Annotated in this window: 21 protein-coding genes and 1 pseudogene; 11 read left to right on the top strand and 11 right to left on the bottom strand. The window is 74.5% G+C overall.

The genetic code is table 11. The annotated features are described in order from the left end of the window. Window positions 1-27 precede the first annotated feature (27 nt). From ACFV3E_RS13975 to ACFV3E_RS13960, 4 genes and pseudogenes are all read left to right on the top strand, one after another. The gene (locus ACFV3E_RS13975; protein ID WP_500534917.1) at window positions 28-882 is read left to right on the top strand and encodes an NUDIX domain-containing protein; all 855 of its coding nucleotides are present in this window, start codon (window positions 28-30) and stop codon (window positions 880-882) included. 53 nt (window positions 883-935) lie between these two features. Next, window positions 936-1,466, top strand: a complete 531-nt coding sequence (locus tag ACFV3E_RS13970) for an O-acetyl-ADP-ribose deacetylase (protein WP_500364129.1) — start codon at window positions 936-938, stop codon at window positions 1,464-1,466. Between the two features lie 242 nt (window positions 1,467-1,708). Beyond that, a pseudogene (locus ACFV3E_RS13965) lies at window positions 1,709-2,040 on the top strand (EfeM/EfeO family lipoprotein); the annotation flags it as partial. Continuing rightward, window positions 2,037-2,204 carry a hypothetical protein gene (locus tag ACFV3E_RS13960; RefSeq protein WP_500534916.1) on the top strand — a complete coding sequence of 56 codons (168 nt, stop codon included), beginning with the start codon at window positions 2,037-2,039 and terminating at the stop codon, window positions 2,202-2,204. The pseudogene ACFV3E_RS13965 and the gene ACFV3E_RS13960, both read left to right, overlap by 4 nt. Window positions 2,205-2,259: 55 nt before the next feature. Here ACFV3E_RS13960 and ACFV3E_RS13955 read toward each other — a convergent pair whose 3' ends face one another. Genes ACFV3E_RS13955 through ACFV3E_RS13945 form a run of 3 tightly spaced genes read right to left on the bottom strand, consistent with a single transcriptional unit; the run spans window position 2,260 to window position 5,941 of the window. Continuing rightward, window positions 2,260-3,795: an ATP-dependent DNA ligase gene (locus ACFV3E_RS13955; RefSeq protein WP_500534915.1), complete on the bottom strand. Its 1,536-nt coding sequence runs from the start codon at window positions 3,793-3,795 to the stop codon at window positions 2,260-2,262. A 47-nt stretch (window positions 3,796-3,842) separates the two neighbouring features. Then, complete coding sequence (locus ACFV3E_RS13950; RefSeq protein ID WP_500534914.1) at window positions 3,843-4,979, bottom strand: site-2 protease family protein; 1,137 nt, start codon at window positions 4,977-4,979, stop codon at window positions 3,843-3,845. Window positions 4,980-4,996: 17 nt separating this feature from the next. Continuing rightward, complete coding sequence (locus ACFV3E_RS13945; RefSeq protein WP_500534913.1) at window positions 4,997-5,941, bottom strand: AraC family transcriptional regulator; 945 nt, start codon at window positions 5,939-5,941, stop codon at window positions 4,997-4,999. A gap of 278 nt (window positions 5,942-6,219) precedes the next feature. Here ACFV3E_RS13945 and ACFV3E_RS13940 point away from each other — a divergent pair, with 278 nt between their 5' ends. Beyond that, on the top strand, window positions 6,220-6,870 hold the full coding sequence (locus tag ACFV3E_RS13940; RefSeq protein ID WP_500364121.1) for a DUF4360 domain-containing protein: 651 nt from the start codon (window positions 6,220-6,222) through the stop codon (window positions 6,868-6,870). Window positions 6,871-6,939: 69 nt separating this feature from the next. Here ACFV3E_RS13940 and ACFV3E_RS13935 read toward each other — a convergent pair whose 3' ends face one another. After that, the gene (locus ACFV3E_RS13935; protein ID WP_500534912.1) at window positions 6,940-7,824 is read right to left on the bottom strand and encodes an alpha/beta fold hydrolase; all 885 of its coding nucleotides are present in this window, start codon (window positions 7,822-7,824) and stop codon (window positions 6,940-6,942) included. Between the two features lie 68 nt (window positions 7,825-7,892). Between ACFV3E_RS13935 and ACFV3E_RS13930 the strand changes: the two genes are divergently transcribed. The 5 genes from ACFV3E_RS13930 (at window position 7,893) to ACFV3E_RS13910 (ending at window position 12,858) form a co-directional block, all read left to right on the top strand. Continuing rightward, window positions 7,893-8,522, top strand: a complete 630-nt coding sequence (locus ACFV3E_RS13930) for a GNAT family N-acetyltransferase (protein WP_500534911.1) — start codon at window positions 7,893-7,895, stop codon at window positions 8,520-8,522. Window positions 8,523-8,561: 39 nt separating this feature from the next. Next, a complete protein-coding gene (locus tag ACFV3E_RS13925) occupies window positions 8,562-8,963 on the top strand; it encodes a hypothetical protein (protein ID WP_500534910.1) in 402 nt (133 codons plus the stop codon). Window positions 8,964-9,088: 125 nt separating this feature from the next. Further along, window positions 9,089-10,945 carry a DUF2264 domain-containing protein gene (locus ACFV3E_RS13920; RefSeq protein ID WP_500534909.1) on the top strand — a complete coding sequence of 619 codons (1,857 nt, stop codon included), beginning with the start codon at window positions 9,089-9,091 and terminating at the stop codon, window positions 10,943-10,945. Between the two features lie 7 nt (window positions 10,946-10,952). Next, the gene (locus ACFV3E_RS13915; protein ID WP_500534908.1) at window positions 10,953-11,381 is read left to right on the top strand and encodes a PPOX class F420-dependent oxidoreductase; all 429 of its coding nucleotides are present in this window, start codon (window positions 10,953-10,955) and stop codon (window positions 11,379-11,381) included. Between the two features lie 310 nt (window positions 11,382-11,691). Then, window positions 11,692-12,858 carry an MBL fold metallo-hydrolase gene (locus tag ACFV3E_RS13910; protein ID WP_500534907.1) on the top strand — a complete coding sequence of 389 codons (1,167 nt, stop codon included), beginning with the start codon at window positions 11,692-11,694 and terminating at the stop codon, window positions 12,856-12,858. Between the two features lie 73 nt (window positions 12,859-12,931). On the opposite strand, the gene ACFV3E_RS13905 is transcribed toward ACFV3E_RS13910, so the two are convergent. The 5 genes from ACFV3E_RS13905 to tnpA form a co-directional block, all read right to left on the bottom strand. Then, window positions 12,932-14,098, bottom strand: a complete 1,167-nt coding sequence (locus ACFV3E_RS13905) for an MFS transporter (RefSeq protein ID WP_500534906.1) — start codon at window positions 14,096-14,098, stop codon at window positions 12,932-12,934. Next, window positions 14,095-17,055 (bottom strand): glycoside hydrolase family 2 TIM barrel-domain containing protein, encoded by a 2,961-nt coding sequence (locus ACFV3E_RS13900; protein ID WP_500534905.1) that lies wholly within the window; start codon window positions 17,053-17,055, stop codon window positions 14,095-14,097. Before ACFV3E_RS13900 ends, ACFV3E_RS13905 begins: the two co-directional genes overlap by 4 nt. A 313-nt stretch (window positions 17,056-17,368) precedes the next feature. Beyond that, window positions 17,369-17,923, bottom strand: a complete 555-nt coding sequence (locus tag ACFV3E_RS13895) for a P-loop nucleotide/nucleoside kinase family protein (RefSeq protein WP_499515259.1) — start codon at window positions 17,921-17,923, stop codon at window positions 17,369-17,371. An 89-nt stretch (window positions 17,924-18,012) separates the two neighbouring features. Then, window positions 18,013-19,320, bottom strand: a complete 1,308-nt coding sequence (locus ACFV3E_RS13890; RefSeq protein ID WP_500534904.1) for a hypothetical protein — start codon at window positions 19,318-19,320, stop codon at window positions 18,013-18,015. 110 nt (window positions 19,321-19,430) lie between these two features. Beyond that, a complete protein-coding gene (gene tnpA, locus ACFV3E_RS13885) occupies window positions 19,431-19,859 on the bottom strand; it encodes an IS200/IS605 family transposase (protein WP_500534903.1) in 429 nt (142 codons plus the stop codon). A 48-nt stretch (window positions 19,860-19,907) separates the two neighbouring features. On the opposite strand from tnpA, the gene ACFV3E_RS13880 reads away from it, so the two are divergent. Continuing rightward, the gene (locus ACFV3E_RS13880; RefSeq protein WP_500534902.1) at window positions 19,908-21,122 is read left to right on the top strand and encodes an RNA-guided endonuclease InsQ/TnpB family protein; all 1,215 of its coding nucleotides are present in this window, start codon (window positions 19,908-19,910) and stop codon (window positions 21,120-21,122) included. On the opposite strand, the gene ACFV3E_RS13875 is transcribed toward ACFV3E_RS13880, so the two are convergent. After that, window positions 21,081-21,728 carry a hypothetical protein gene (locus ACFV3E_RS13875; protein WP_500534901.1) on the bottom strand — a complete coding sequence of 216 codons (648 nt, stop codon included), beginning with the start codon at window positions 21,726-21,728 and terminating at the stop codon, window positions 21,081-21,083. The two genes, ACFV3E_RS13880 and ACFV3E_RS13875, sit on opposite strands and share 42 nt — an antisense overlap. A 164-nt stretch (window positions 21,729-21,892) precedes the next feature. Next, window positions 21,893-22,615, bottom strand: coding sequence for a transporter substrate-binding domain-containing protein (locus ACFV3E_RS13870; RefSeq protein ID WP_500534900.1), 723 nt, complete (start codon window positions 22,613-22,615; stop codon window positions 21,893-21,895). Window positions 22,616-22,639: the final 24 nt, after the last annotated feature.

Here is a 22,639-nt window from a genome sequence, read left to right as displayed (position 1 = left end):
ACAGCGGGCGCTGCTAGCGTCGGCGGGATGTCCTCACTGCATGCGGGAGTGATCCTCTTCCACGACCAACGCCTCGCCGTACACAGCGACTTGAGCCTGCCGCAGGCCACCGTCCCGCCTCGCGGCGACCCCGCGGAGACCGCCCGCGCGGCGGCCCGCGACGGCCTCGGCGTCGACGTCAGGACGGACCTGCGGCCCTGCCTGGAGGTCCGCGCGACCGGCGGCACCCATCTGTACTACCGGGCCGCCGTGCCACTGCCGTCCGGCCCCCCGCCCACCCGGCTGCTCAGCAGGTCCGAGGCCCTGCACCTGCCGCTCGCGCCCTGGACGGCGTGGGAGGCCATCCTGCGGTCCTGGGACGGCCCGCCCTGGTGGCGGGGCCGCCTCGTACTGGAGGACCCGCTCGGCCGGCCGCCCAAGCGGACCCGGGCCGGCGCGGTGATCATCCGCGACGGGCGCATGCTGCTGATCCGCTGCCGCCACCGGCGCGGGGACTACTACGAGATCCCCGGCGGCGGGGTCGAGCCGGGGGAGACCCCCGAGACGGCCGTCCTGCGCGAACTCGCGGAGGAGACCGGGCTGAGCGGCACCGTCGGGCAGGAGATCGCCCGGGTGAACCGGCTGCACCAGGTGCACCGCGGCTCGCACCCCGGGCACTACTTCCTCGTCGAGGCGCACGGTGAGATCGGCCCCCGCTCCTCCCTCGACCTGGAGGAGGGCGCCGCCCCCGTCTGGGTCCCCGTCGACGACCTGCGGCACCTGCCGCTGTGGCCCAAACGGCTGGGCTGGCGCATCGCGCACTGGCACGGCGAGGGCTGGCCGAAGTCCCCCGCGGAGTTCTGCGACTCACTGCTCGACCTGAGGGTGCCCTGCGACTGGTGACGCGGCGCGAACGGCCGGGCGCCCGGGCACCTCGCGGTGGCAGGATCACCGGTATGGCACGCATCACCCTTGTCCGGGGCGACATCACGCAGCAGTCCGTCGACGCCGTCGTCAACGCCGCCAACTCCTCGCTGCTCGGGGGCGGCGGCGTCGACGGAGCCATCCACCGCCGCGGCGGCCCGGAGATCCTCGAGGAATGCCGCGCGCTGCGCGCCTCGCGGTACGGGCGCGGCCTGCCGACCGGACAGGCCGTCGCCACCACGGCCGGCCGGCTCCCGGCCCGCTGGGTGATCCACACCGTCGGCCCCGTCCACAGCACCGGCGAGGACCGCTCCGAGCTGCTCGCCTCCTGCCACCGCGAGGCGCTGCGGATCGCCGACGAGGTCGGCGCGAAGACGGTCGCCTTCCCCGCGATCTCCACCGGCGTCTACCGCTGGCCCGTCGAGGACGCCGCGCGCATCGCCGTCGCCACCGTCCAGGACACGGACACCGAGGTCGAGGAGGTCCGCTTCGTCCTCTTCGACGACGCGGCCTACGCCGCGTTCGCCGCCCGACTTCCCGGGGGAGGGCCGGGTGAGCGGTGACCTCGGCTTCCGGGAGCGGGGCGCGGAGCGGTGCCCGGCCCGATCTGCGGGTTAACCGGGGCGGAACTCTTGGTCATCGATTCCTTTGGGAAAGGTCCGGGACCGGAAGCCCTGCCTAGCATGAGGTGACCACGCACCGTACGACCCGGGGGCGGCCTGGAATGCCGTTGTCCGGCCCCGGGCCGCGGCTCTCGCGTCCGGGCGTACCCGCCGGGATCCTGGGCGCGGACCGGTCGCAGACCCGCATGGGTCCGGCCCGACCGGGGCTGCGGGCACACGAGATCCTGGAGAACACGTGCAGTTCGAGCTGACCGGACGGACCGGCTTCGGCAGCGGCGGCGACCTCGGCACCGCCCAGGCGGGCCCCGACCGTACCCGCGAGGACCTGCCGGAGCCCGACCGGGAGCCGGGCCACGCCGAGGAGGCCCTCGAAGCTTCCGCCTCGGACGGCGAGTGGACCCCGCTGCCCCGGCTGAGCCGCGCCCAGCGGGAGGCGGTGGACGCCGCCCTCGACGAACTGGTGGAACGGCTCGCCCTGGTGGCCACCCTGTGCGAGGCGAGGCGGACGGTGTGAGCCCCGCCGACCACGGAACCGGCCGCGTCGGACGGCGCGGCTTCCCGCGGCGCGCGGCGGTCGCGGGCACCGGGCCCGCCGTCGGCGGTGCGGCCGCACCGGACCGTGCCGCCGCCACCGGCGCGTATCGCACCTCGCGTCGCAGGCGCGGCGCCACCGCCTGACGGGCACGGGCGATCCCGGCCCGCCGCGGTCACCCCGACCGCGCCGGGCCCCCGCTCAGGGCCGCAGGGCCAGCACCGTGTCGACGGTGTCCGCCTCGGCGGCCGTCTTGTCCTCGCGGTAGCGCAGGACGCGGGCGAAGCGGAGCGTGACGCCCGCGGGGTAGCGGGTGGAGCGCTGCAGGCCGTCGAAGGCGATCTCCACGACGAGTTCCGGGCGGACCCGGACCACCCACCCGTCGTCGCTCACGGCCAGTTCCCGCAGGCGCTCGGTCTGCCAGGCGAGCATGGCGTCGGTCAGGCCCTTGAAGGTCTTGCCCAGCATCGCGAAGGTGCCGTCGGGGCGGCGCGCGCCGAGGTGGAGGTTGGACAGCTTTCCGGTGCGGCGGCCGTGGCCCCACTCGGCGGCGAGGACCACCAGGTCGAGGGTGTGCACCGGCTTGACCTTGAGCCAGGCCGCCCCGCGCCGCCCGGCGCTGTACGGGGCGTCGAGCGCCTTGGCCACGATTCCCTCGTGGCCGCGCTCCAGCACCTGCTCCGCGAAGTCGCGGGCCGCCTGCCGGGTGGCCGGGTCGCCCGGGTCGGCGGCCACCAGCCGGCGCACCCTGCGCGGTGCGGGGGCGACCCGTGCCAGTTCCTCGTGGCGCTCGGCGGTGGACAGGTCCAGCAGGTCGCGGCCGTCGACCGACAGCAGGTCGAAGAAGACCGGTGCCACGGGCAGCGACTCCCGGGCGGCCTCGACGTCCAGCCGCGAGCCCACCCGGGAGGAGGTCTCCTGGAAGGCGCGGGGGCGGCCGTCCTCGCCGAAGGAGATGACCTCGCCGTCGAGCACGGCCTCCGCCACGGCCAACTCCCGTGCGGCGGCCACGACTTCCGGCAGCCGGCCGGTGATCTCGTCCAGCGTGCGGGTGTACACGCGCACGTCCTCGCCCTTGCGGTGCACCTGGACGCGGATGCCGTCCAGCTTCTCCTCCAGCGCGCACGGGCCCAGCCGGTCCAGGGCCTCGTCCACGTCCTTCGCGGTCTGCGCGAGCATCGGCTGCACCGGCCGCCCGACCTCCAGCCGGAACGCCGCGAGCGCCTCCGGTCCCCCGGCGAGCAGTGCCCGCGCGACGGCGCCCAGGGAACCGCCCAGCATCACCGCGCGCCGCACGTCCTCCGGGGGCACCTCCGCCGCCACGGCGAGTGCCTCGACCGCGAGCGCGTCGAGCGCCCCCTGCCGCAGCTCCCCGCCGATCAGCCCGAGCAGGAACGCCTGTTCCTCCTCCGTGGCCGCGCCCATGAGCTCCGCCACCAGCCGCTTGCGTTCGGCCGCCGCCCCCTTGCCGGTGACCGCGGCGATCCGGTCGAGCGTCCCGTGGACCTCATGCACCGTCAGCCGGGGCGCCGGTGCGGGCTCCCGCCGCTCCCGCAGGGTGCTCCAGCCCACCCCGGTGCGCCGTTGGGGCAGCCGCCCCGCCAGGTACGTGATCACCACGGGCGCCTCGTCGGGCTCCGCGGTACGCAGCAGCCGGGCCAGCGCCGCCACCTTCTCCGACCGGGCGGACGTGGCCGCCACCTCCCGGGACGTCCGGGCGAGCTCCGCGAGCAGCATGGCTCCATCCTGGACCGCCCGCGCCGGGCGCGCAGCCGTCGGGCGGATCAGACGGGGGGCCGTCCGCCCGTCATGCGGCGGTGCTGGACGAGCCGGGTGACGTCGGTGCCGGTGACGATGCCGATGGGGCGGCCGCCGTCGACGACGACGACCCGGACGCCGCCGGCGCCGGGCTGGAGGCGGTCGAGCGCGTCGTTGACGAGTTCCTCCGCCGTGCCGGTGGTGGTCCGGGACAGCGGGACGGCGACGTCGCGGACCCGCACGTCGGCGCGGCGGTCCGCCGGGACCGACGTGAGCCGGCGCAGCTGCACCACCCCGCTGAGGCGGCCGTCGAAGTCGACCAGGGGCAGGGTGGAGTGGCGGGCGGCCACGGCGACCTCGTCGATGAAGCGGTCCACCGGCAGCCAGTCGGGGCCGGTCACGACGGGGGCCGACATGGCGTCGGCGAGCCGTACGCCGCGCAGGGCGGCGCTGATGACCGCGCGCTGGCGCTCGGCGCCCGCGGTGAGGGCCATGAAGAGCCCGACCAGGGCGAGCCACAGGCCGCCGGCCATGCCGCGGGCGAAGGCGAGCCACCCGATCACGACGAAGAGGAAGCCGAGGACCTGCCCACCGCGCCCGGCGACCCGGTCGGCGCGGTCGCGGTCCCCCGTCCGCCACCACAGCAGGGCCTGCAGCACGCGGCCGCCGTCCAGCGGCGCGGCGGGCAGCAGATTGAAGACGCCGAGCAGCAGATTCGCCCAGCCCAGCCAGATCAGCAGCGCCCCCGGCACCGAGCGGTGGACCGCCGCGTCCACGCCGATGCCCGCGCCGAGCGCGGCGCCGCCGATGAGCAGGCTCGCCAACGGGCCGCTGACCGCCACCAGGAAGGCCGCGCCCGCGGAGCCGGGCCGCCCCATGCGCGTCATGCCGCCCATGGCCCACAAGGTGACGTCCTCGACCGACAGGTGCTCGCGCCGGGCCGTCGCCGCGTGGGCGACCTCGTGCGCGAGCAGGCTCGCCATCAGCAGGACCGCGCCCACCGCCGCCGCGACCGTGTAGGCGGTCGCCGACAGGCCCGGGACCCAGGCGGGCAGCGTCTCGCGGCCGAGCCCGTAGGCGAGCAGCACGATGAGGACGGGGACGCTCCAGTGCATCCGGAGCGGAACCCCGAAGACGCGTCCCACAACGACCGAACCGTTCATGACTCCTCTCTCCAGTGTCACTCCGCCCGGGCCGCGCCGACGCGGTGCTCCTGGGGGCTCACCCCCCGCACCCGCTTGAAGGCGGCGCTCAGCGCGAAGGGGCTGCCGTAGCCGACCCGGCGGGCGACCGCCCCGAGGGTGGCGTCCGGTTCGAGCAGCAGATCGGCGGCGAGCGCCAGCCGCCACCCGGTCAGGTACGCCATCGGCGGCTCGCCCACCAGCTCGCCGAAGCGCCGGGCCAGCGCGGCCCGCGACACGCCCGCCTCGGCGGCGAGCCCCGCCACCGTCCACGGGTGGGCCGGGTTGTTCTGCAGCAGCCGCAGCGCCCGGCCCACCACGGGGTCGGCGAAGGCCCGGTACCACGCGGGGGCCGCCTCGCCGCGCCGGGCGAACCACGCCCGCAGCACGGAGATCAGCAGCAGGTCCAGCAACCGGTCCAGCACCGCCTCCTGCCCCGGATCGTCCTTGACGATCTCCTCGGCCAGCAGCGGCGGCAGCGGGCTCTCCCACTCCCGCGCCGGCAGCACCAGGAGCGGGGGCAGCGCGTCCAGCAACCGCCGGCCGACCGCGCCGTCCACCGCGTAGGTGCCGACCAGCATGACGTCGGAGCCGTCGGCCCGGTTGCCCCAGGTCCGCACCCCCAGCGCCATCGCGTCGGCCAGGTCGTGGCCGTCCGCGGTGCGGCACACCGCACCGGGGAGGATCCAGGCGTGCGGCGGGGTCGAGGGGAGGTCGGCGACCGCGTACGGCACGGGGCCGCGCGCCACGGCCACGTCCCCGGGCCGCAGCCGCACCGGCGCGCCCTCCTCGGGCACGACCCACGCCGCGCCGCGCGCGACCGTCATCACGCACAGCGGCGCCCGGTCCTCGATCCGCACCGACCACGGCGGTTCCATGACCATGCGCAGCAGGAAGGCACCCCGCGCACGGGGTCCGTCGAGCAGGCCCGAGAGTGCGTCCATGTCCTCCAGCGTAGACGTCCGCGTATGGGAACGAGCCATTCGCCCATGATCCGTCTCAGCCCCTCTCAGCCGGGAGGACCCACCGGCGTCACGCCGGGTGACTGTCCGGATCTCATGCGTCACTTCCGCGCCAGGGGCGACGGCGGTCGGCCATTCCTGTGGGAAACCTGTGGGGATTCTGTACGTGAACGGTGACGCATGGTGTCGTGTACGCGACACCGGAACGGGGTGCACGACCCGGTGTCGCGACCCCTCAACGACCTGAAGGGAATCCCCCCATGACGTTACGTGCGTTGGCCATGAGCGGTGTGGCGGCCGCCTCGCTGCTCGGCCCGCAGGCCTGGGAGCCGGGCGGCGCCACCCTGCCGCCGCCGGACCGGATCGTCATCGACGTCGCCACCGTCAACGGTTCGGGCTGTCCGGCCGGCACCGCCGCCGTGGCCGTCTCGCCGGACAACGAGGCCTTCACCGTCACGTACAGCGCCTACATCGCCCAGGTGGGCGTCGGCTCCAAGCCGACCGACTTCCGCAAGAACTGCCAGCTCAACCTGAACGTGCACGTTCCGCAGGGCTTCACCTACGCGATCGCCGCCGCCGACTACCGCGGCTTCGCGCACCTGGAGCGCGGCGCCTCCGGCGTGGAGAAGGCGAGTTACTACTTCCAGGGCTCGCCCGAGACCAACGCCATCAGCCACACCTTCCGCGGCGCGCTGGACGACAACTGGCAGACCACGGACAGCGTCGACGTCGCCGCGCTGGTCTGGGCGCCCTGCGGCGAACTGCGCAACTTCAACATCAACACCGAACTGCGGGTCAGCGCCGGCAGTTCGGACCCGTCGCGGACCACGAGCTTCATGACGATGGACTCCACGGACGGAAGCATCAGGACCACCTACCACCTGGCGTGGAAGGAGTGCCCCGGCACGTAGTCCGCGGCGCCCCGCGGGTCGGGCCCCGGACCGGTCCGGGGCCCGGCCCGCGTCATCCGGCGGCCGCGCTCACGGGGCGGTGATGGCGTCGGCGACCCGTTCGGGCTCGTCGACCTGCACGTAGTGCCCGGCGCGCATCAGCAGGCGCAGTTCGCTGTGAGGGAAGATCACGGAGAATTGCCGGGCGACGCGGGTGTTGAGCCACCGGTCCCGGGTGCCGAAGACCACCCGGACCGGCGGCTGGAACTCGCGCATATCCGGGATGCGCCGCCGGCGGCTCAGCACCGCGTGCAGCAGTTCGTCGTTGAGCCCCCAGAACGCCGGGCGCGCGGCGGGGTACTGCGAGTAGAGCCGCTCGACGTACGCCTCGCGCACCTCCGGGTCGCTGATGAAGCCACCCACCTGCCAGGCGTAGAGCCTGCGGTCCAGGGCGGGCCGGCGCCTGGCGACGGCCCGGGCCGCCGAGCGCAGCAACGGGGTGGAGTACAGGGCGATCGCCGGAGGGCGGCGCAGCGCGGGGGTCCAGTGGTAGTAGGTGTTGAGCAGCACCAGCCGGGCCACGCGGTCGGGGTGCTCCAGCGCCCAGTCGATCGCGGGCGGTCCCGAGGCGTCGTGCGCCACCAGCACCAGGCGCCGGGCGGTACGGCCCGCCGCGAGGGCGTCGGCGACCGCGGCGAGGTCGTCCACCTGCTGGGCGACGGTGTAGGCGTGGCCGGACGGCTTGTCGGAGCGTCCCCACCCGAGGAAGTCGAACCGCACCACCGGCAGCCTGCCCTCCAGGTGGGGGAGGAGGCGGTCGTACAGCCGGCTGCTGTCGGGGAAGCCGTGCATCAGGACCGCGGGCGCGCCGGGCCCTGGGGTGATCTCGGCGTGCAGCCGGTAGGGGCCGTGCGACACGGCCAGCGCCTCGGTGGCCGGGGCCATGGCGACCTCCCTCGGCCTGTGGGCCCCCATGTGGTTCAGCCTAACGCGGTACGTCGCAGGGGTTGTGGGAGCGCTCCCATGGCCGTCATCATGCCCGCATGACCCCACGCGCCGTGATCCGCCCGTACCGCCCGGAGGACCGGGCCGCCGTCTACGACATCTGCGTGCGCACCGGCCACGAGGGCGGCGACGCGCGGCACCTCTACACCGACCACGATCTGCTGCCCGACAACTTCGCCGGGCCCTACGCCCACCTCGAGCCCGAACTCGCCTTCGTCGTCGACGACGGCACGCGCGCCGTCGGCTACATCGTCGGCACCGCGGACACCGCCGCCTTCGTGCGGCGTTTCCGCGCCGAGTGGCTGCCCCGGCTCGAACACCGCCACCCCAAGCCGTCCGGGCCGCCGGTCACCCTGGACGAGGAGATGGCGGACCTGCTGCACCGCCCGGAGCGCATGATCGTGCCGGAACTCGCCGGGTACCCCGCGCACCTGCACATCGACCTGCTGCCCGCGTACCAGCGGCTCGGCTACGGGCGGGAACTGATGGGCCGTCTCCTGGCCGCGCTGTCCGCCCGGGGCGTCGGCGCCGTCCACCTCGGCATGGTGACCGCCAACACCGCGGCCCGCGCCTTCTACGACCGGATGGGCTTCCGCGAGCTCCCCGTCCCGGACCCCGGTCCCCTGACGTACCTGGGACGCGGGACGTCGGCGACGGCCGGGAGCTGAGAGGATCGCGGTGTGCCGCCGGTGGGAGAGGAGCGTCGCATGGGGGTGCCCGGCCCCGAGGCCGACTGGGAGCCCGCGCCGCAGTACCAGGGCGGGAAGCGCAACCCCGCCCTGCAGATCGGGCTGTGGGACCGGGTCGCCTGTGACTTCCGATGTCTCGCGAGGCTGGATCCGCCTCTGGAGGCGTTCGCCGCGCGGCTGAGGCTGTCCGTCGAACGCAGCTGGCAGGACCTCGGCGACGTGGGCGTCGCGGTCTTCCGCATCGGCAGGACGGAGTACGCGCTGCACGAGTTCGACGGGGGCCCGCACGGCACCTACGCCTGGGTCCACCATTCCGTGGACGACCACGAGCAGGCACTGGACGTCCTGTTGCGCGCCCTCGGCGTGGGGCGTGCCGTGATCCGTCCGGGCACGCTCTCCACCGATCCGGAGGGGGCCTGACGGCCCCGGGCGAGGCCGACACGCTCTGGAAAGCGCTTGCGGCACGGCGGTAGAGTCCCCGCCTGCCGGTCGCCATGGGCGGTCGGTGCGCCGCCGAAGCCGTTCCCCGACCCCGGAAAGGCCGTATGCGAACCGTGACCCGGAAAGCGCCGACGCACCCCTTCCAACTGCCGCCCGAGGACCGGGAGCTGAGCCCGTACACGGGGTGGACCCGCGCCCACTGGGAGGCGGTCGCCGACGGACTGCTCGCCGCCGTCGCCCCGCACGCCACGCCCGGCGGGGCGCTGTACCACCTTCCCGGCGACCGGAACAGCGCCTCGGGCGCCCGATCGGACGGCCTGGAGGGGTACGCGCGCACATTCCTGCTCGCCGCGATCCGCGTGGCGGGCGCGGATGGTGACGATCCGTCAGGACTGTTGCAGCGCTACGCCGACGGCCTGGCCGCCGGCACCGCGCGGCCCGGCGGGGACGGGCCGGAGGACTGGCCCGTCGTGGCCGACCGCACGCAGCCGCTGGTCGAGGCCGCGTCCATCGCCATCGGGCTCCGGCTGACCCGCCGCTGGCTGTGGGACCGGCTCGACGGGCCCGTGCGCGAACGCGCCGGCGCCTGGCTCTCCCGGGCGGCCGTCGCGCAGGCGTGGCCCAACAACTGGGAGATGTTCCCGGCCACCGTCGGCGGTTTCCTCGGCGACCGGGACGCCGTGGCGCGCGGACTGCGGCGGATCGACCGCTGGTACGTCGGCGACGGCTGGTACACCGACGGGCACCTTCGCGCTTTCGACCACTACAACGGGTGGGCGCTGCACCTCTACCCCGTGCTGGAAGCCTGGTTCTCCGGCGACGCCGACCTGCTGGACCGCTACGGCGAGCGGCTGCGGATCCATCTCGCCGACCAGTCCCGCCTGTTCGGCGCCGACGGCTCGCCCCTCCACCAGGGCCGCTCGCTGACCTACCGCGTCGCCGCGGCCGCGCCGCTGTGGCTCGGCGCCCTCACCGGACACACCCCGCTCGCCCCCGGCACCACGCGGCGCCTGGCCTCCGGCGCCCTGCGCCACTTCCTGGACCGCGGCGCGGCGGGCCCCGACGGGCTGCTGTCGCTGGGCTGGCACGGCCCCTTCGCGGGTGTCCTGCAGGACTACTCCGGGCCCGGCTCCCCGTACTGGGCGAGCAAGGGCTTCCTCGGCCTGCTGCTGCCGCCCGGACACGCGGTGTGGACGGCGCCCGAGGAGCCCGCCCCCGTCGAACGCGGCGACGCCCTGACCGCGCTGCCCGCGCCCAACTGGCTGATCCAGTCGACGGCCGCCGACGGCCTCGTACGCCTGCACAACCACGGCAGCGAGGACACCCGTTACGCGGCCCACTACGCGCGGTTCGCCTACTCCACCGCCACCGCTCCGCTGACCGGGGACACGCCCCCCGACAACCACTTCGGCCTCCCGGACGCCGACGGCGGTGTCAGCGCGCGCACCAGGCTCACCCCGCTGGGCGCCGGCGAGGGATGGGCCGCCTCACGCTCCCGCGCGGGTGACCGGGTCCGCGTGGTGAGCCTCGTGATGGCCAGGGGCGCCGCCGAGATCCGCGCCCACCTGGTCAGCGGGGCGCCGCCCGGCTCGCCGGTACGGCAGACCGGCTGGCCCGCGGGCGAGGGCCTGACCTCGGAACTGCTGCCGCTGCACGGCCTCCGCGCCGCACCGGGCCTGCCGCCCGCCCCCACCGCCTGCACCGGACACGCGGTCACCCCCGTCCTCACCGGCGAGACCACCGAAGGCGGCGGCAGCCGCGGCGACCTCTTCCTCTGCGCGGCCCGGCTCACCGGCGCCGCCGACGCGGAGCCGCTGTCCGCCCTCGCCGGGGCGGAGGTCGGTGTGTCGCCGTCGGGGGTCCACGAGGTGACCGTCACCTGGGCCGACGGAGCCACGCACCGGGCGCGGCTGACCACGGCCGACGCGGTCGTGGAATCCTCGCCCCCGGACGCTCGTTGAGGCTGCCATGAGCGACAAAGACCTCCTCCGCCTGCTCGCCGACACCAAGGGGGGCGTGCTCGTCACCATCAAGCGCGACGGCCGCCCCCAGATGTCCAACGTCATCCACCACTACGACCCGGACGCGGGGGTGCTGCGGGTCTCCCTCACCGACGACCGCGCCAAGACCCGCAACCTGCGCCGTGACCCCCGCGCGAGCTACCACGTCACCACGGCCGACCGCTGGGCCTGGACGGTCGCGGAGGGCACCGCGGAACTCACCCCCGTCGCGGCGGACCGGGACGACGCGACCGTCGAGGAGCTCGTCGACCTCTACCGGGCCCTGCAGGGCGAGCACCCGGACTGGGACGACTACCGCCGCGCCATGGTCGAGGACAAGCGCCTCGTGCTGAAGCTCCACGTCGAGCGCGCGTACGGCCAGCCCCGCGGCGCGTAGCGGTCGCTCCGGCGTGGTCCCGCCGCCCGCTCCCGGTGGGGCGGGCGGCGTCCGGCCCGCGACGGTGGCAGCATCGAGACTGCGAGACACTGGGCGACACTGCGGGGGACGATCTTCCGCACCGGGGAACCGCCTGGTCACGGCCGTCCCGCCGGTCGTGGGCGGGAGCCGGTGGGCCGCCGGCGGCCGATTCCACAAAGGGGCGCGGAACCGGAATGACCGGTGTAGGAGTTGTCGCTGTACATACTGGTTCTGCCGGGGCCCGGACGGCTCACGGCACGTTCGTGACCGCCGACCAACGGGAGGTGCCGTGTCCGGCTCCAGTCCGAAGCGTTCCCTGCTCTCCAGCCTCATCCCCGCCTTCGGAGACAACCCCTACGGGGAGAGGATGGAGCGCATCCGGCGGTCGCCGAACTTCGCCGACGGGGTGTTCACCAACCCCCTGGGCGCACGTACGGCGCCCTCCGGATCGATGCTGCGGTTCGCCCGGACGTACTTCCGCAAGGAGGAGCGGGTCCGCAGGGCCCCCGCCGGCGACATCCCGCTGCACGCCACGACCCTCGCCGACCTGGCCGCACCGCCCGCCTCGGGCCTGCGGCTCACCTGGATGGGCCACTCCACCGTGCTCGCCGAGATCGACGGGCGCCGTGTCCTGTTCGACCCCGTCTGGGGCCGGAGGTGCTCCCCCTTCTCCTTCATCGGCCCCAAGCGCCTCCACGAGCCGCCGGTACCGCTGAAGGAGCTGGGCGAGGCCGACGCGATCGTCATCTCCCACGACCACTACGACCACCTCGACATGCCCACGATCAAGGCGCTCGCCGGGACCGGCACCCGCTTCGTCGTGCCGCTGGGCGTCGGCGCCCACCTGGAGCGCTGGGGCGTCCCCGCAGACCGCATGACCGAGCTGGACTGGCACGAGTCGACGCAGGTCGCCGGGCTCACCCTCACGGCGACCCCGGCTCGGCACTTCTGCGGCCGGGCGATCCGCAACACCCAGCACACCCTGTGGGCGTCCTGGGTCGTCGCCGGGCCCGAGCACCGCGTCTACCACAGCGGCGACACGGGATACTTCCCCGGTTTCACGGAGATCGGCGAGGCCTACGGACCGTTCGACGCCACCATGGTGCAGATCGGCGCGTACAGCGACTTCTGGCCTGACATCCACATGACCCCCGAGGAGGGCGTCCGCGCCCACCAGGACCTGCGCGGCGAGCTCATGCTCCCCATCCACTGGGGCACGTTCAACCTGGCCCCGCACCCCTGGGAGGAGCCCGCCGAGGGCACCGTCGCCGCGGCGCGCGCCGTGGGGGCCCGGGTCGCCGTGCCGCGCCCCGGCGAGCCCTTCGAGCCCGCGGCCGGGGTGCCGCTCGACCCCTGGTGGCGGGCGATCGCGCACGGGGCCGCCGCCCGCACCTGGCCCGCGCTCACCGACGACGCGCGGCCGGCCGCCCCGCAGCCGGACAGCGCCCCGGCGTGAGCAGGTCGTGAGCCGGTCGTGAGCGACCAGGGGGCGGTGCGCATGCCGCATCCGCCCCCTCCCGCACGGGCCGTCAGCCGTCGCCCGCGGCCCGCGTGAGCCAGGCCGTCGCCGCCAGGCTCGCCGCCGACAGCAGGAGCAGCAGCAGGGGGACGGCGCCGATGCCGGAGGCCTCGATGCCCTTGCCGAGCGCCGGCGGGGCGGCCACACCGCCGATCATCGACGCGGCGATGACCCACGCCCCCGCGCGCCGCGCACCGGGCACGGCCCGGGTCAGCCACGGCAGCCCCGTCGGGAAGACCGGGGCGATGAACAGGCCGACGCCCGCGTAGGCGTACGGCGCGAGCGTGGGCACGGCCGCCAGCGCCAGACAGCCCGTCATCCCGGCGCAGCACACCAGCAGGATCCGCGGCGCCGGGTAGCGCAGGGCCAGCGGGACGACGAGGAACCGGCCCGCGGTCATCATCAGCCAGTACACCGCCGTCGCGGACGCGGCGTACGCCACCGGGTGGCCGAGCGACTGCAGATGGGTCGGCTCCCAGCCGCCGACCCCCGCCTCCACCCCCACATGGAGGACGTACAGCACAACGAAGCCCAGCAGCACCGGCGTGACCAGCCGCCCCCGCGCCCCAGGCCGGGCGGCGGGCGCGGGCCCGGGAGGCTGTGTCCGCACCCCGCGCGTGCACAGCGCGAGGGCGCCCGCGAGGACGGCGCATCCGGCGAACACCGACGCGTAGCGGTCCGGGCCCAGCGCGGCGAGCAGGGCGGGCCCGGCGACCGCGCCGATCCCGAAGTGGGCGTTGAGGACGTTGAGCATCGCCGCGCCGCGGTCCCCGAAACCCACCGCGAACAGCTGGTTGAGGCCGTAGTCGATGCCGCCGAAGCCGAGCCCCGTCAGCAGCGCCGCGCCCAGCGCGAACGGCCAGTCCGGCGCGATCGCGAAGGCCCCGCTGCCCGCCGCCATCAGCGCGTACGCCACCGTCAGCAGCCCGCGGTCGCCGATCCGGCCGCGGACCGCGTCGAAGACGAGCACCCCCACGACACCGCCGACGAAGTGCGCGCTCAGCCCCAGCCCGGCCATTGACGGGGACAGCCCGTGCTCCTGCCGCAAGGCGGGCAGCGCGGGACCGTACAGCGCCTGGAGGGCGCCGATGAGCACGAACCCGGCGCAGGACGCCACCACCGCGGGCCGGCTGAAGAGCCGCGCCGCGGGCGTGGTCTCCCGCAGGACGGCGGTCACCGGCCGTCCGCGAGGGTGGTGAAGGTGAAGCCGAACGAGGCCTCGGCGGCCTCCAGCCGGTAGCGGGGCAGCACGCCGGGCCCGCAGGACTGGCTGCCGATGCCGTGCAGGGCGTGGTCGAGGTTGACCCACAAGGTGTTCCCGGGCACCAGGTCGCAGGTGTGCGCGGCGGCGTCCAGTTCCTCGCCGGTCCAGCGCCGGGCGGTGAACCAGAAGGGCGGGCCGCCCTCGATCGCCACCCCCGTCCCGTCCTCCCGGCGCAGCCGCACCCGGCGCACGTCGGCGCGCGCCCCGTTCTCCTGCGGGCGGACGTACGGGGTCTGCAGCGCGTCGACCGTCGCCGTGTGGAGCCCGATCCGGGACGCGGCCCGTGTGTCGGGATAGGCCTCGCCGGGGCCGCCGCCGTACCACTCGGCCCGGGTCAGCGTGCCGCACAGCCCGAGGCGGACGCCGAGCCGGGGCAGCGGCAGCGTCCACCGCCCCTCGGGGGTGACGTCCACCGCCAGGTGCAGCCGGTCGCCGTCGGCGGTCCACCGGTAGAGCGTGCGCAGCCCGAAGGAGGCGGCGGCGGGGGCGACCCGCGTGGTGACGGTGAGCGCGTCGTCCGCGGCCTCGACGCCGTCCACGCGGTGCCGCATCCGGTGCAGTCCGGCCTCCCGCCACAGCAGGCCGAAGCGCGGGTCGGACTGCCAGGGGGCGCCGAGGTCGTTGTCCGTCGGGGCCCGCCACACGTCCAGCCGGGGGCCGGCGAGGGCGAAGCCGTCGAGCAGCCGCAGTTCGCCGGTGGCCGCGTCGAAGGTGCCCGGGCCCAGCAGCACCACACCGCCCTCGGCGTGCCGGGGGCGGTGCGGGCGTTCGGGCTCGGGGGCCGTCCGGCGGCCGCCCGGGCGTTCCGCGGCGGGCCACTGGCCCCACGCCACCTCGTGACCGGTCGGCGCCCACGGGGTGTCCCGTGCCAGGACCGCCCGCACCAGCCAGAACGCCTCCCCGGACGCTTCCGCCGCCGCGGGCTCCGGCAGCTTCAGCTCCGTCGTGCCGCCCGCGGCCAGCGGCGGCACCTCCAGGTCCCCCTCGGCGACGGCCAAGCCGTCGGCCTCGTACGACCAGGTGAAGCGCAGGTGCGAAAGATCCGCGACGTCATGGCGGTTGGTGATGCGGACCGTGCCCCCGAGCGGGTCGCCCTCGATCCGCACCGGCTCGATCACCTTCTTGTACTCGACCAGACCGGGCGAGGGCGTCCGGTCCGGGAAGAGCAGCCCGTCGCAGACGAAGTTGCCGTCGTGCAGCTCCTCGCCGAAGTCGCCGCCGTAGGCGAACCAGCGCCTCCCGTCGGGGGTGCGGCGTGCGATGCCGTGGTCGATCCACTCCCAGACGAAACCGCCCTGCAGCCGCTCGTGGGTCTCGAACAGCCGCTGGTACTCGCCCAGTCCGCCCGGTCCGTTGCCCATGGCGTGCGCGTACTCGCACAGCAGGAAGGGCATCGCGCGCCGTCTGGCGTCGAGCGCGGGATCGTCCAGTGGCGCCTCCTCGCGCCTGCCGATCCGCTCGACCTCGGCGTGCCCGGCGTACATCCGGGAGTACAGGTCCGTGTCGGCGCAGGTCGGATCGCCCTCGTAGTGGACGGGCCGGTCCGGGTCCCGGTCGCGGATCCACCGCGCCATGGCGGTCAGGCCGCGGCCGGTGCCGCACTCGTTGCCCAGCGACCAGACGAGCACACTGGGATGGTTCTTGTCGCGCTCGACCATGCGGGCGGCACGGTCCAGCAGCGCCGGGGTCCAGCGGTCGTCGTCGACGGGGTTGCCCTCCCAGCCGGTCCCGGCGAAGCCGTGGGTCTCCAGGTCGCACTCGTCGACGACCCACAGGCCCAGTTCGTCGCACAGGTCGAGGAAGGCGGGGTGCGGCGGGTAGTGGCTGGTGCGCACGGCGTTGATGTTGTGACGCTTCATCAGCAGCAGGTCCTCGCGCATGGTGGCGATCTCCAGCGCGCGGCCGTGCTCGGGGTGGAACTCGTGGCGGTTGACCCCGCGGAACAGGATCCGGCGGCCGTTGACCTTCAGCACCCCGTCCTCGACCGCGACCGTACGGAAGCCGACGCGGAACGGGACGCGCTCGCCCGCGCCGGTGAGCACGGCCTCGTACAGCCGCGGTACCTCGGCGCTCCACGGCTCGGCGGGCACGCTGACCGGCTCGCCCGCCGCGACGTCGACACCCAGCTCCGGCACGGTGACCCGGCCGCCGGACGGGGCGTCCACGCGCAGGGTGCCCTCGCCGGTGGTGTGGTCCCAGCCGGCGTGCACGAAGAAGTCGGCGACGCAGCCGGCGGGCCGGTGCAGCAGCGTGACGTCCCGGAAGACGCCGGGCAGCCACCACATGTCCTGGTCCTCCAGGTAACTGGCCGAGGACCACTGGTGGACGCGGACCGCGAGCACGTTCCCCTTCGGCCGCAGCAGGTGCCCGACGGGGTACTCGGCGGGCAGCCTGCTCCCCTTGAAGACCCCCACCTCACGGCCGTTGAGCCAGATCCGGGCACAGGACTCGATGCCCTCGAAGCGCAGCACGGTCTCGCCGCCGGCGGGCCAGTCGTCCGGCAGCGCGAAGGTGTGCCGGTGGTCGCCGGTCGGGTTCTCGGTGGGGACCCGGGGCGGGTCGACGGGGAAGGGGTAGCGGACGTTGGTGTAGGCGGGCGCGCCGTGGCCGCCCAGCACCCAGTGGCCGGGGACGGCGAGGATGTCCCAGCGCGAGGCGTCGAAGTCCGGCCGGGCGAAGGAGGTGTCCTCGGCCCCGGCGGTCGGAGACAGCCGGAACCACCACATGCCGCTCAGGCTCAGCCGGGCCGCGTCGGAGGTGGGCACCCAGGCCCGGGGCGGCAGGGCGCCGTGGCCGGGGGAGAAGTCCTCGTAGTAGGGGAGTTCCGGCCGCGCGGCCGGGGAGCCGGACGGGTGCGCGGGCATGGTCATACGACTCCTCGGTCGGCCCTCGATGCCGGTCTGCCGTTCGCTGCGGTGTGCCGCCGGTGCGCGCGGGCGCGGTCGGCGCGGCGCTCCCCGGACGCAGGCCGCGGAACGGTGTGCGGTGGGGACGGCGACCTGTCGCCCGCGGTCCTCGTGCGGGCGTTCCCGGGCCCGCGCGGCCCGGCGCGGGCGGCCGCGCGGAGGTCACCCGACGTCCGCTCCACCCCCGGGTCCCCCTCCCGTGCCGCCGCCGACGGGAACACACGCTAGGCGCCGGGCGGGAGCCGGACAAGCGCTTCACGCACACCCCCGCCGGACCTCACGGCGCCGGGGACGGGCCGCCCGCGATCCGGCGGGCGAGCGCCGCGACGTCCACCGGGCGCGAGGTGTCCACCCGGTGCACGCTGCCCAGGCCCAGCGGCTCGGCCATCTCGGTCCAGAACCGCCACTCCTCCTCGGGGAAGCGCGCGCCCTCGGTGTGCACCGGGTGCCGCGCGGGCGCCCGCTCCCGGAACCTGCGGCGCGCGGTGTCGGGCGGCACGGCACACCACACCTCGTGCACCTCGGAGGCGCCCGCCCGCGTCAGGCCCGCGGCCACCACGGGACGCATGTGCGCCAGCCACGGGCTCTCCAGCACCGCCCCGACCGGTGCGTCGGCCAGCAGCGTCCACAACGTCTCGCCCGCCGCGGCCCCGAGGCAGCGGCTCCACTCCCGCCCGCCGCCGCCTGCCGGGCGCAGCGCGGCCAGCGCGTCGGCCAGGGTCTCCTTCACGGAGTCCTTGCTGAACAGCGGGAGCTCCAGTTCGCGGGCGAGCATCCGGGCGAGGGTCGTCTTCCCCGCTCCGGGCAGTCCGTTGACCAACACAGCTAACATGCGGCGACCTTAACGACGCCGCGGGCGGCGGTGGAGTACGCCGCCCCGCCGCCCGCGCGTCACCCGGTGCCTCACGGGCGGGCGGTGGCTCACGGGCCGGCGGTGGTCGGTTCCTCCGTGACGTCGATGCCCGTGAACCGGGCCCAGTTGCGTCCGATCTCGCTCCAGCCCGCCACCGGGCCGCCGCCCAGACGGCCGGTGAACAGCGGGCGCAGGTCCGTGTCGCGTTCGGCCCAGGCCGCCGAGAACTGGCTGCGGGTGACCCGGAGACTGGTGTTGAGCTGGACGACGGCCGCCCGCGCGCAGTCCTCGCGCCACTCGTCGTCCGTCCAGGCGGCGGAGCCGACGGGGGGCTGCGCGGCCAGCGCCAGGCTGAGGAAGCAGGCGGCGTTGTAGTTGACGAGGTATCCGGCGGCGGCCCGGTTCGAACCGCGGTGCCGGGGCGCGGAACCGGCGATGCCCGCCCGGCTGTGGGCCTCCCCGCCCGTGTGGTCCGCGCCCGTGTGGTGGTCGGCGTAGAGCAGGCGGCGCAGCCCCCAGTCGGGCCCGCCCCACAGCCGGCCCCACCGCGCCCAGCCCCCGGTGACCTCGCTCGCCACGTCGCGGAACGCCGTCCGCAACTCCCGCGGACCGGGGGAGACGTTCTCGCGCAGCACCTCGGCGGCGCTGGCGATCCGCACCGCCCCGCGGAAGGAGCGGCGGCGGGTGCGCAGGGCGGGACGGGGCCGTTCCATGGCCCACCACTGCCGCCAGTAGCGGCGTTCGCCGAGGTTGCGGCGGCCGGGGAGCCAGGTGCGGGCGTACCGGCGCAGGATGGCACGCCGCGACAGCCGCCTGAGCAGCAGTCGCAGGTGCTCCCGCGAACGGGGTTCGCGGCGTCTCGCCCGCTCGTCCCTGTGCGCCGGGTGGCGGCTCTCCTCGGCGCGGGCGATGGAGAGCCGGTAGGCCGTCTCCATGTGCTCGGGCCACAACTGGACGCAGTACTTGTAGACCTCGACGGCCTGCCGGATGTAGTCACCGGGCTCGGCGACGCCGGGGAACTGGCTCATCAGCTCCAGGACGCCCGCCTGGTGCAGCCGGACGGTGAGGTTCCCCGGCACCAGCGCCGCGGCCTCCTCGAAGTGCTTCAGGGCCCGCTCGTGCCCGGCCCGTTCCCCGGTCACGTCCCGGTGCTTGTTCGCGGCCAGCGCGTCTTCCTGCGCCTTGGTGCCCATGCGGTAGCAGCGGTACGCGTCGGGGTCGTCGCCCCAGCTCTCCCAGCGGGGGATGCGGTCCTGCGAGCGCGGGTCGGCGAGGATCTTGACGGTGCAGTAGCAGGCGACGCGTTCGTACAGCTCCCGGTCGGCGTCGCGCCTGGCGCCGTCCGGGGCGCCGGCCTCCGGCGCGCGGCCCTCCATCCTTCTTCTTCGGAGGGAATCCCCGCCTTCAAGCGGGGAGGGAATCCGATCCTGAGCCCTGCGGCGCGGAGCGCTGCGCAGTTTCGGAGCGCTCCGCCAGTGGTCCGCGCTCAGTCGGGCCGTTTCTGGTTGTCGATGTAGTCCTTGACCACCTGGAGGGGCGCTCCACCGCATGAGCCGGCGAAATAGGAGCCGGACCAGAAGCGGCCGTGCATGATCGCCTGGTTGGCATGGCCGGTGTACTCCTGCCGTAGGCGGCGCGAGGAGACGCCTTTGAGGGAGTTGACCAGGTGGGAAAGTGCGACCTTCGGCGGGTAGTGCACCAACAGGTGCACGTGATCCTCTTCGCCGTTGAACTCGATCAGGTCGGCCTCGAAGTCCTGGCACACTTTTCGCATGATTTCTTCGCAGCGCGTCAGCATGGCGTCGTTGAAGACGGTCCGCCGGTATTTGGTGACGAACACCAAGTGCGCGTGCAGGTGGTAGACGACGTGACGGCCGCGCCGTACATCGGGGTCTGGTTCCCAGCGTGGTGACATAAGCCAATGTTAGAGTCGAGGTCGACTCGCGCCGAAGGGGGTGGGCTGATGATCCGTGCGTACAAGTTCCTTATGCGGCCCACCGTCCGTCAGGACCAGGCCTTGTCCGAGATGCTGCGGGATCACTGCTCGCTCTACAACGGCGCGTTACAAGAACGCCGCGACGCCTACCGGCACGTGTCGAAGACGAGCGTCACGTACGGAATGCAGTCCGCGCAGCTCAAGGACATCCGGGCATTCGACGCGGAGTGTCAGGGCCGTTGGTCGTTCTCCTCGCAGCAGGCCACCCTGCGCCGGCTGGACAAGGCGTTCACCGCGTTCTTCCGCCGCATCAAGGCCGGCCAGGCGCCCGGATATCCCCGCTTTCGAGGGGTGAACTGGTTCGATACGGTCGACTTCCCCAAGGACGGGGACGGCTGCCGCTGGGACAGTACGCCGCACGACCCGGTCACCCGCGTCCGCTTCCAAGGTGTCGGGCACGTCAAGGTGCATCAGCACCGGCCGGTGGTCGGCAAGGTCAAGACGGTCAGCGTCAAGCGCGAGGGCCGCAAGTGGTTCGTCGTGCTGACCGCCGAACAGGACCAGCCCGAGCCGCTGCCCGCGACGGGCAGTGCGGTCGGCATCGACCTGGGCATAGCCAACTTCCTCGCCGACTCGGGCGGCGGATTCGTCCCCAACCCGCGCCACGGCCGTGCCAACGCGGCGAAGCTCCAAGCCGCGCAGCAGGCCCTGGCGAAGTTCCCGCGTGTACGCCGGGACAAGCTCACGGCCAACCACCGCCGCGCGGTGGAGAAGGTCGCCAAGCTGCACGGCAAGGTCCGCCGCCAGCGGCTGGACCACGCACACAAGACCGCCCTCACGCTGGTCCGCGAACACGACTTCATCGCGCACGAAGACCTCAAGATCCGCAACATGAGCAAGACCCCGGCCCCGAAGCCGGACCCCGACCAGCCGGGCAGCTTCCTGCCCAACGGGGCCCGTGCGAAAGCTGGGCTGAACCGCTCGATCAACGATGCCGGATGGGGGGTGTTCCTGACGATCCTGCACGCCAAGGCTGAAAGCGCCGGACGGGAAGTGATCGCCGTGGACCCCCGCAACACCTCACGGCGGTGCCCGCAATGCGGGCACACCGCCAAAGAGAACCGGCCCACACAGGAAAAGTTCCACTGCGTCCCGTGCGGCCACACCGCGCACGCGGACACGGTGGGCGCCCTGAACGTTCTACGGGCCGGGCTGGTCCGTCGCGAAGCCCAGCCGGCATAGCGAGAAGCCACCCCGTCCACGGGGTGGAGGAGTCACGATGGTCGCGGCCACCACCGTGTTCTTCGGCATGTACAGGATCCGCACCGAGAAGCGGGTCGGCTGGTCGCCCGTCGACAGGCGGTGCAGCATCACGTGGTACGCCCGGGGACGGAAGAACGCGAGCCGCTTCATCACGTCCACCCAGCCGTGCGGGGAGGAGGCGGTCTCCGGCGCCGGATCGGGCCCGATGGTCGTGCCGCTGCCGGGGGTCAGGACGTTCGGGCCGAGCGCGTCGGCGGCCATGTGCTCCGTGATGTACGCGGCCAGTTCGGCGGTGGCCGCGGACTCGTGGCCGTGGTCGGGGCCTCCCGGCCCGCCGCCGTTGCCGCGGTGGCCGTTGCCGTGGCCGTCGAGCAGACCGCGGTCCTCGCACACCACCACGGGCAGCAGCCGGTTGCCGCGGTGGCGGCGCAGCAGCCCCGACCCCAGCCGTACCAGGCCGATGAACACGGCGACCGCGAAGATGCCGAGCACCCACACGGCGGTGCCCCCGGACTGCTCCCAGAACCCCTGGGGCCACGGGCCGCCGTCCCCGGCGGCCGCGGGCGCGGCGAAGACCGTCCCCATGGCACATCCCCCCGTCACATCCCCCTTGTGTGCTCTTGCGATGATCCCCGTTACCGGAGATCGCCAAGCCCGTGCAGGGGTGGCGAATCGTCACACCGTCAACTCGCGTGCCGTCGCGGGGTGTCGTGCGACGCACGGGGACGGATCGCGCCGAAGGGCTCCCGTCAGGCGGGCGGGGCGACCAGCGTGCCGGACTGCCCGGCCCGGAGCAAGGCTCGGGCGACGAACCCGTCCGCCTTCAGCTCCTCGACGACCTCGCGGAGGAAGGCGACGGACTCCGGCAGCCGGTCCACCGTCGTGCCGACGGCCTGCCGGATCTGCATGAACGCGCCCTCGACGAGGCGGAGGTCGGGGTGCCGAGCGACGTACCCGGCCATCGGCTGCCCGATCCCGGCCGCGACCTCCAGGCCCTCGGCGCGGAAGACGTCCACCCCCTCGTCCCCGCGGACGACGGTGGCGTGGCGCAGCGTGCGCGACAGGAAGAGGTCGTAGGCGGAACCGCGCTTCACGCCGATCCGGACACCCGCGCGGTCCACCTCGTCCACCGCGCCGACCTGCGAGCCGCGGGGCACGGCGAACACCCCCTCGATCACCACGTACGGCGCGGTGAAGGCGACCTCCGCCTCCCGGGCGGGCTCGACCGCCAGGAAGCAGATGTCGGCCCGACCCGACGCCATGGCCTCGAACGACTTGCGTGCCGCGTCGAAGCAGACCGGTTCCACCGGCACGTCCAGCCGGGCGCCCACCTTGCGCGCGATGTCGACGGTGACGCCGCCGGGGGACTGCGCGGTGCCGTGCGCCAGCACCGGGTTGCCCAGGTTGATCGACGCCCGCAGGACGCCCGTCGGCGCCAGGTCCCTCACGACGGCGGCAGTCACGGTGGTCATGGTGCGGAGTGTAGGCCCGCCCTC

The sequence above is a fragment of the Streptomyces sp. NPDC059718 genome, assembly GCF_042733315.1.
Lineage (GTDB): Bacteria > Actinomycetota > Actinomycetes > Streptomycetales > Streptomycetaceae > Actinacidiphila.
This window is presented reverse-complemented; position numbering and strand designations above follow the sequence as displayed.

Coding starts and splice junctions, on each gene's coding strand:
- ACFV3E_RS13975 (WP_500534917.1), top strand. CDS start 28: ATGTCCTCACTGCATGCGGGAGTGATCCTCTTCCACGACCAACGCCTC.
- ACFV3E_RS13970 (WP_500364129.1), top strand. CDS start 936: ATGGCACGCATCACCCTTGTCCGGGGCGACATCACGCAGCAGTCCGTC.
- ACFV3E_RS13955 (WP_500534915.1), bottom strand. CDS start 3,795: ATGCTGCTCGCGGAGCTCGCCCGGACGTCCCGGGAGGTGGCGGCCACG.
- ACFV3E_RS13950 (WP_500534914.1), bottom strand. CDS start 4,979: ATGAACGGTTCGGTCGTTGTGGGACGCGTCTTCGGGGTTCCGCTCCGG.
- ACFV3E_RS13945 (WP_500534913.1), bottom strand. CDS start 5,941: ATGGACGCACTCTCGGGCCTGCTCGACGGACCCCGTGCGCGGGGTGCC.
- ACFV3E_RS13940 (WP_500364121.1), top strand. CDS start 6,220: ATGACGTTACGTGCGTTGGCCATGAGCGGTGTGGCGGCCGCCTCGCTG.
- ACFV3E_RS13935 (WP_500534912.1), bottom strand. CDS start 7,824: ATGGGGGCCCACAGGCCGAGGGAGGTCGCCATGGCCCCGGCCACCGAG.
- ACFV3E_RS13930 (WP_500534911.1), top strand. CDS start 7,893: ATGACCCCACGCGCCGTGATCCGCCCGTACCGCCCGGAGGACCGGGCC.
- ACFV3E_RS13925 (WP_500534910.1), top strand. CDS start 8,562: ATGGGGGTGCCCGGCCCCGAGGCCGACTGGGAGCCCGCGCCGCAGTAC.
- ACFV3E_RS13920 (WP_500534909.1), top strand. CDS start 9,089: ATGCGAACCGTGACCCGGAAAGCGCCGACGCACCCCTTCCAACTGCCG.
- ACFV3E_RS13915 (WP_500534908.1), top strand. CDS start 10,953: ATGAGCGACAAAGACCTCCTCCGCCTGCTCGCCGACACCAAGGGGGGC.
- ACFV3E_RS13900 (WP_500534905.1), bottom strand. CDS start 17,055: ATGACCATGCCCGCGCACCCGTCCGGCTCCCCGGCCGCGCGGCCGGAA.
- ACFV3E_RS13895 (WP_499515259.1), bottom strand. CDS start 17,923: ATGTTAGCTGTGTTGGTCAACGGACTGCCCGGAGCGGGGAAGACGACC.
- ACFV3E_RS13890 (WP_500534904.1), bottom strand. CDS start 19,320: ATGGAGGGCCGCGCGCCGGAGGCCGGCGCCCCGGACGGCGCCAGGCGC.
- tnpA (WP_500534903.1), bottom strand. CDS start 19,859: ATGTCACCACGCTGGGAACCAGACCCCGATGTACGGCGCGGCCGTCAC.
- ACFV3E_RS13880 (WP_500534902.1), top strand. CDS start 19,908: ATGATCCGTGCGTACAAGTTCCTTATGCGGCCCACCGTCCGTCAGGAC.
- ACFV3E_RS13875 (WP_500534901.1), bottom strand. CDS start 21,728: ATGGGGACGGTCTTCGCCGCGCCCGCGGCCGCCGGGGACGGCGGCCCG.
- ACFV3E_RS13870 (WP_500534900.1), bottom strand. CDS start 22,615: ATGACCACCGTGACTGCCGCCGTCGTGAGGGACCTGGCGCCGACGGGC.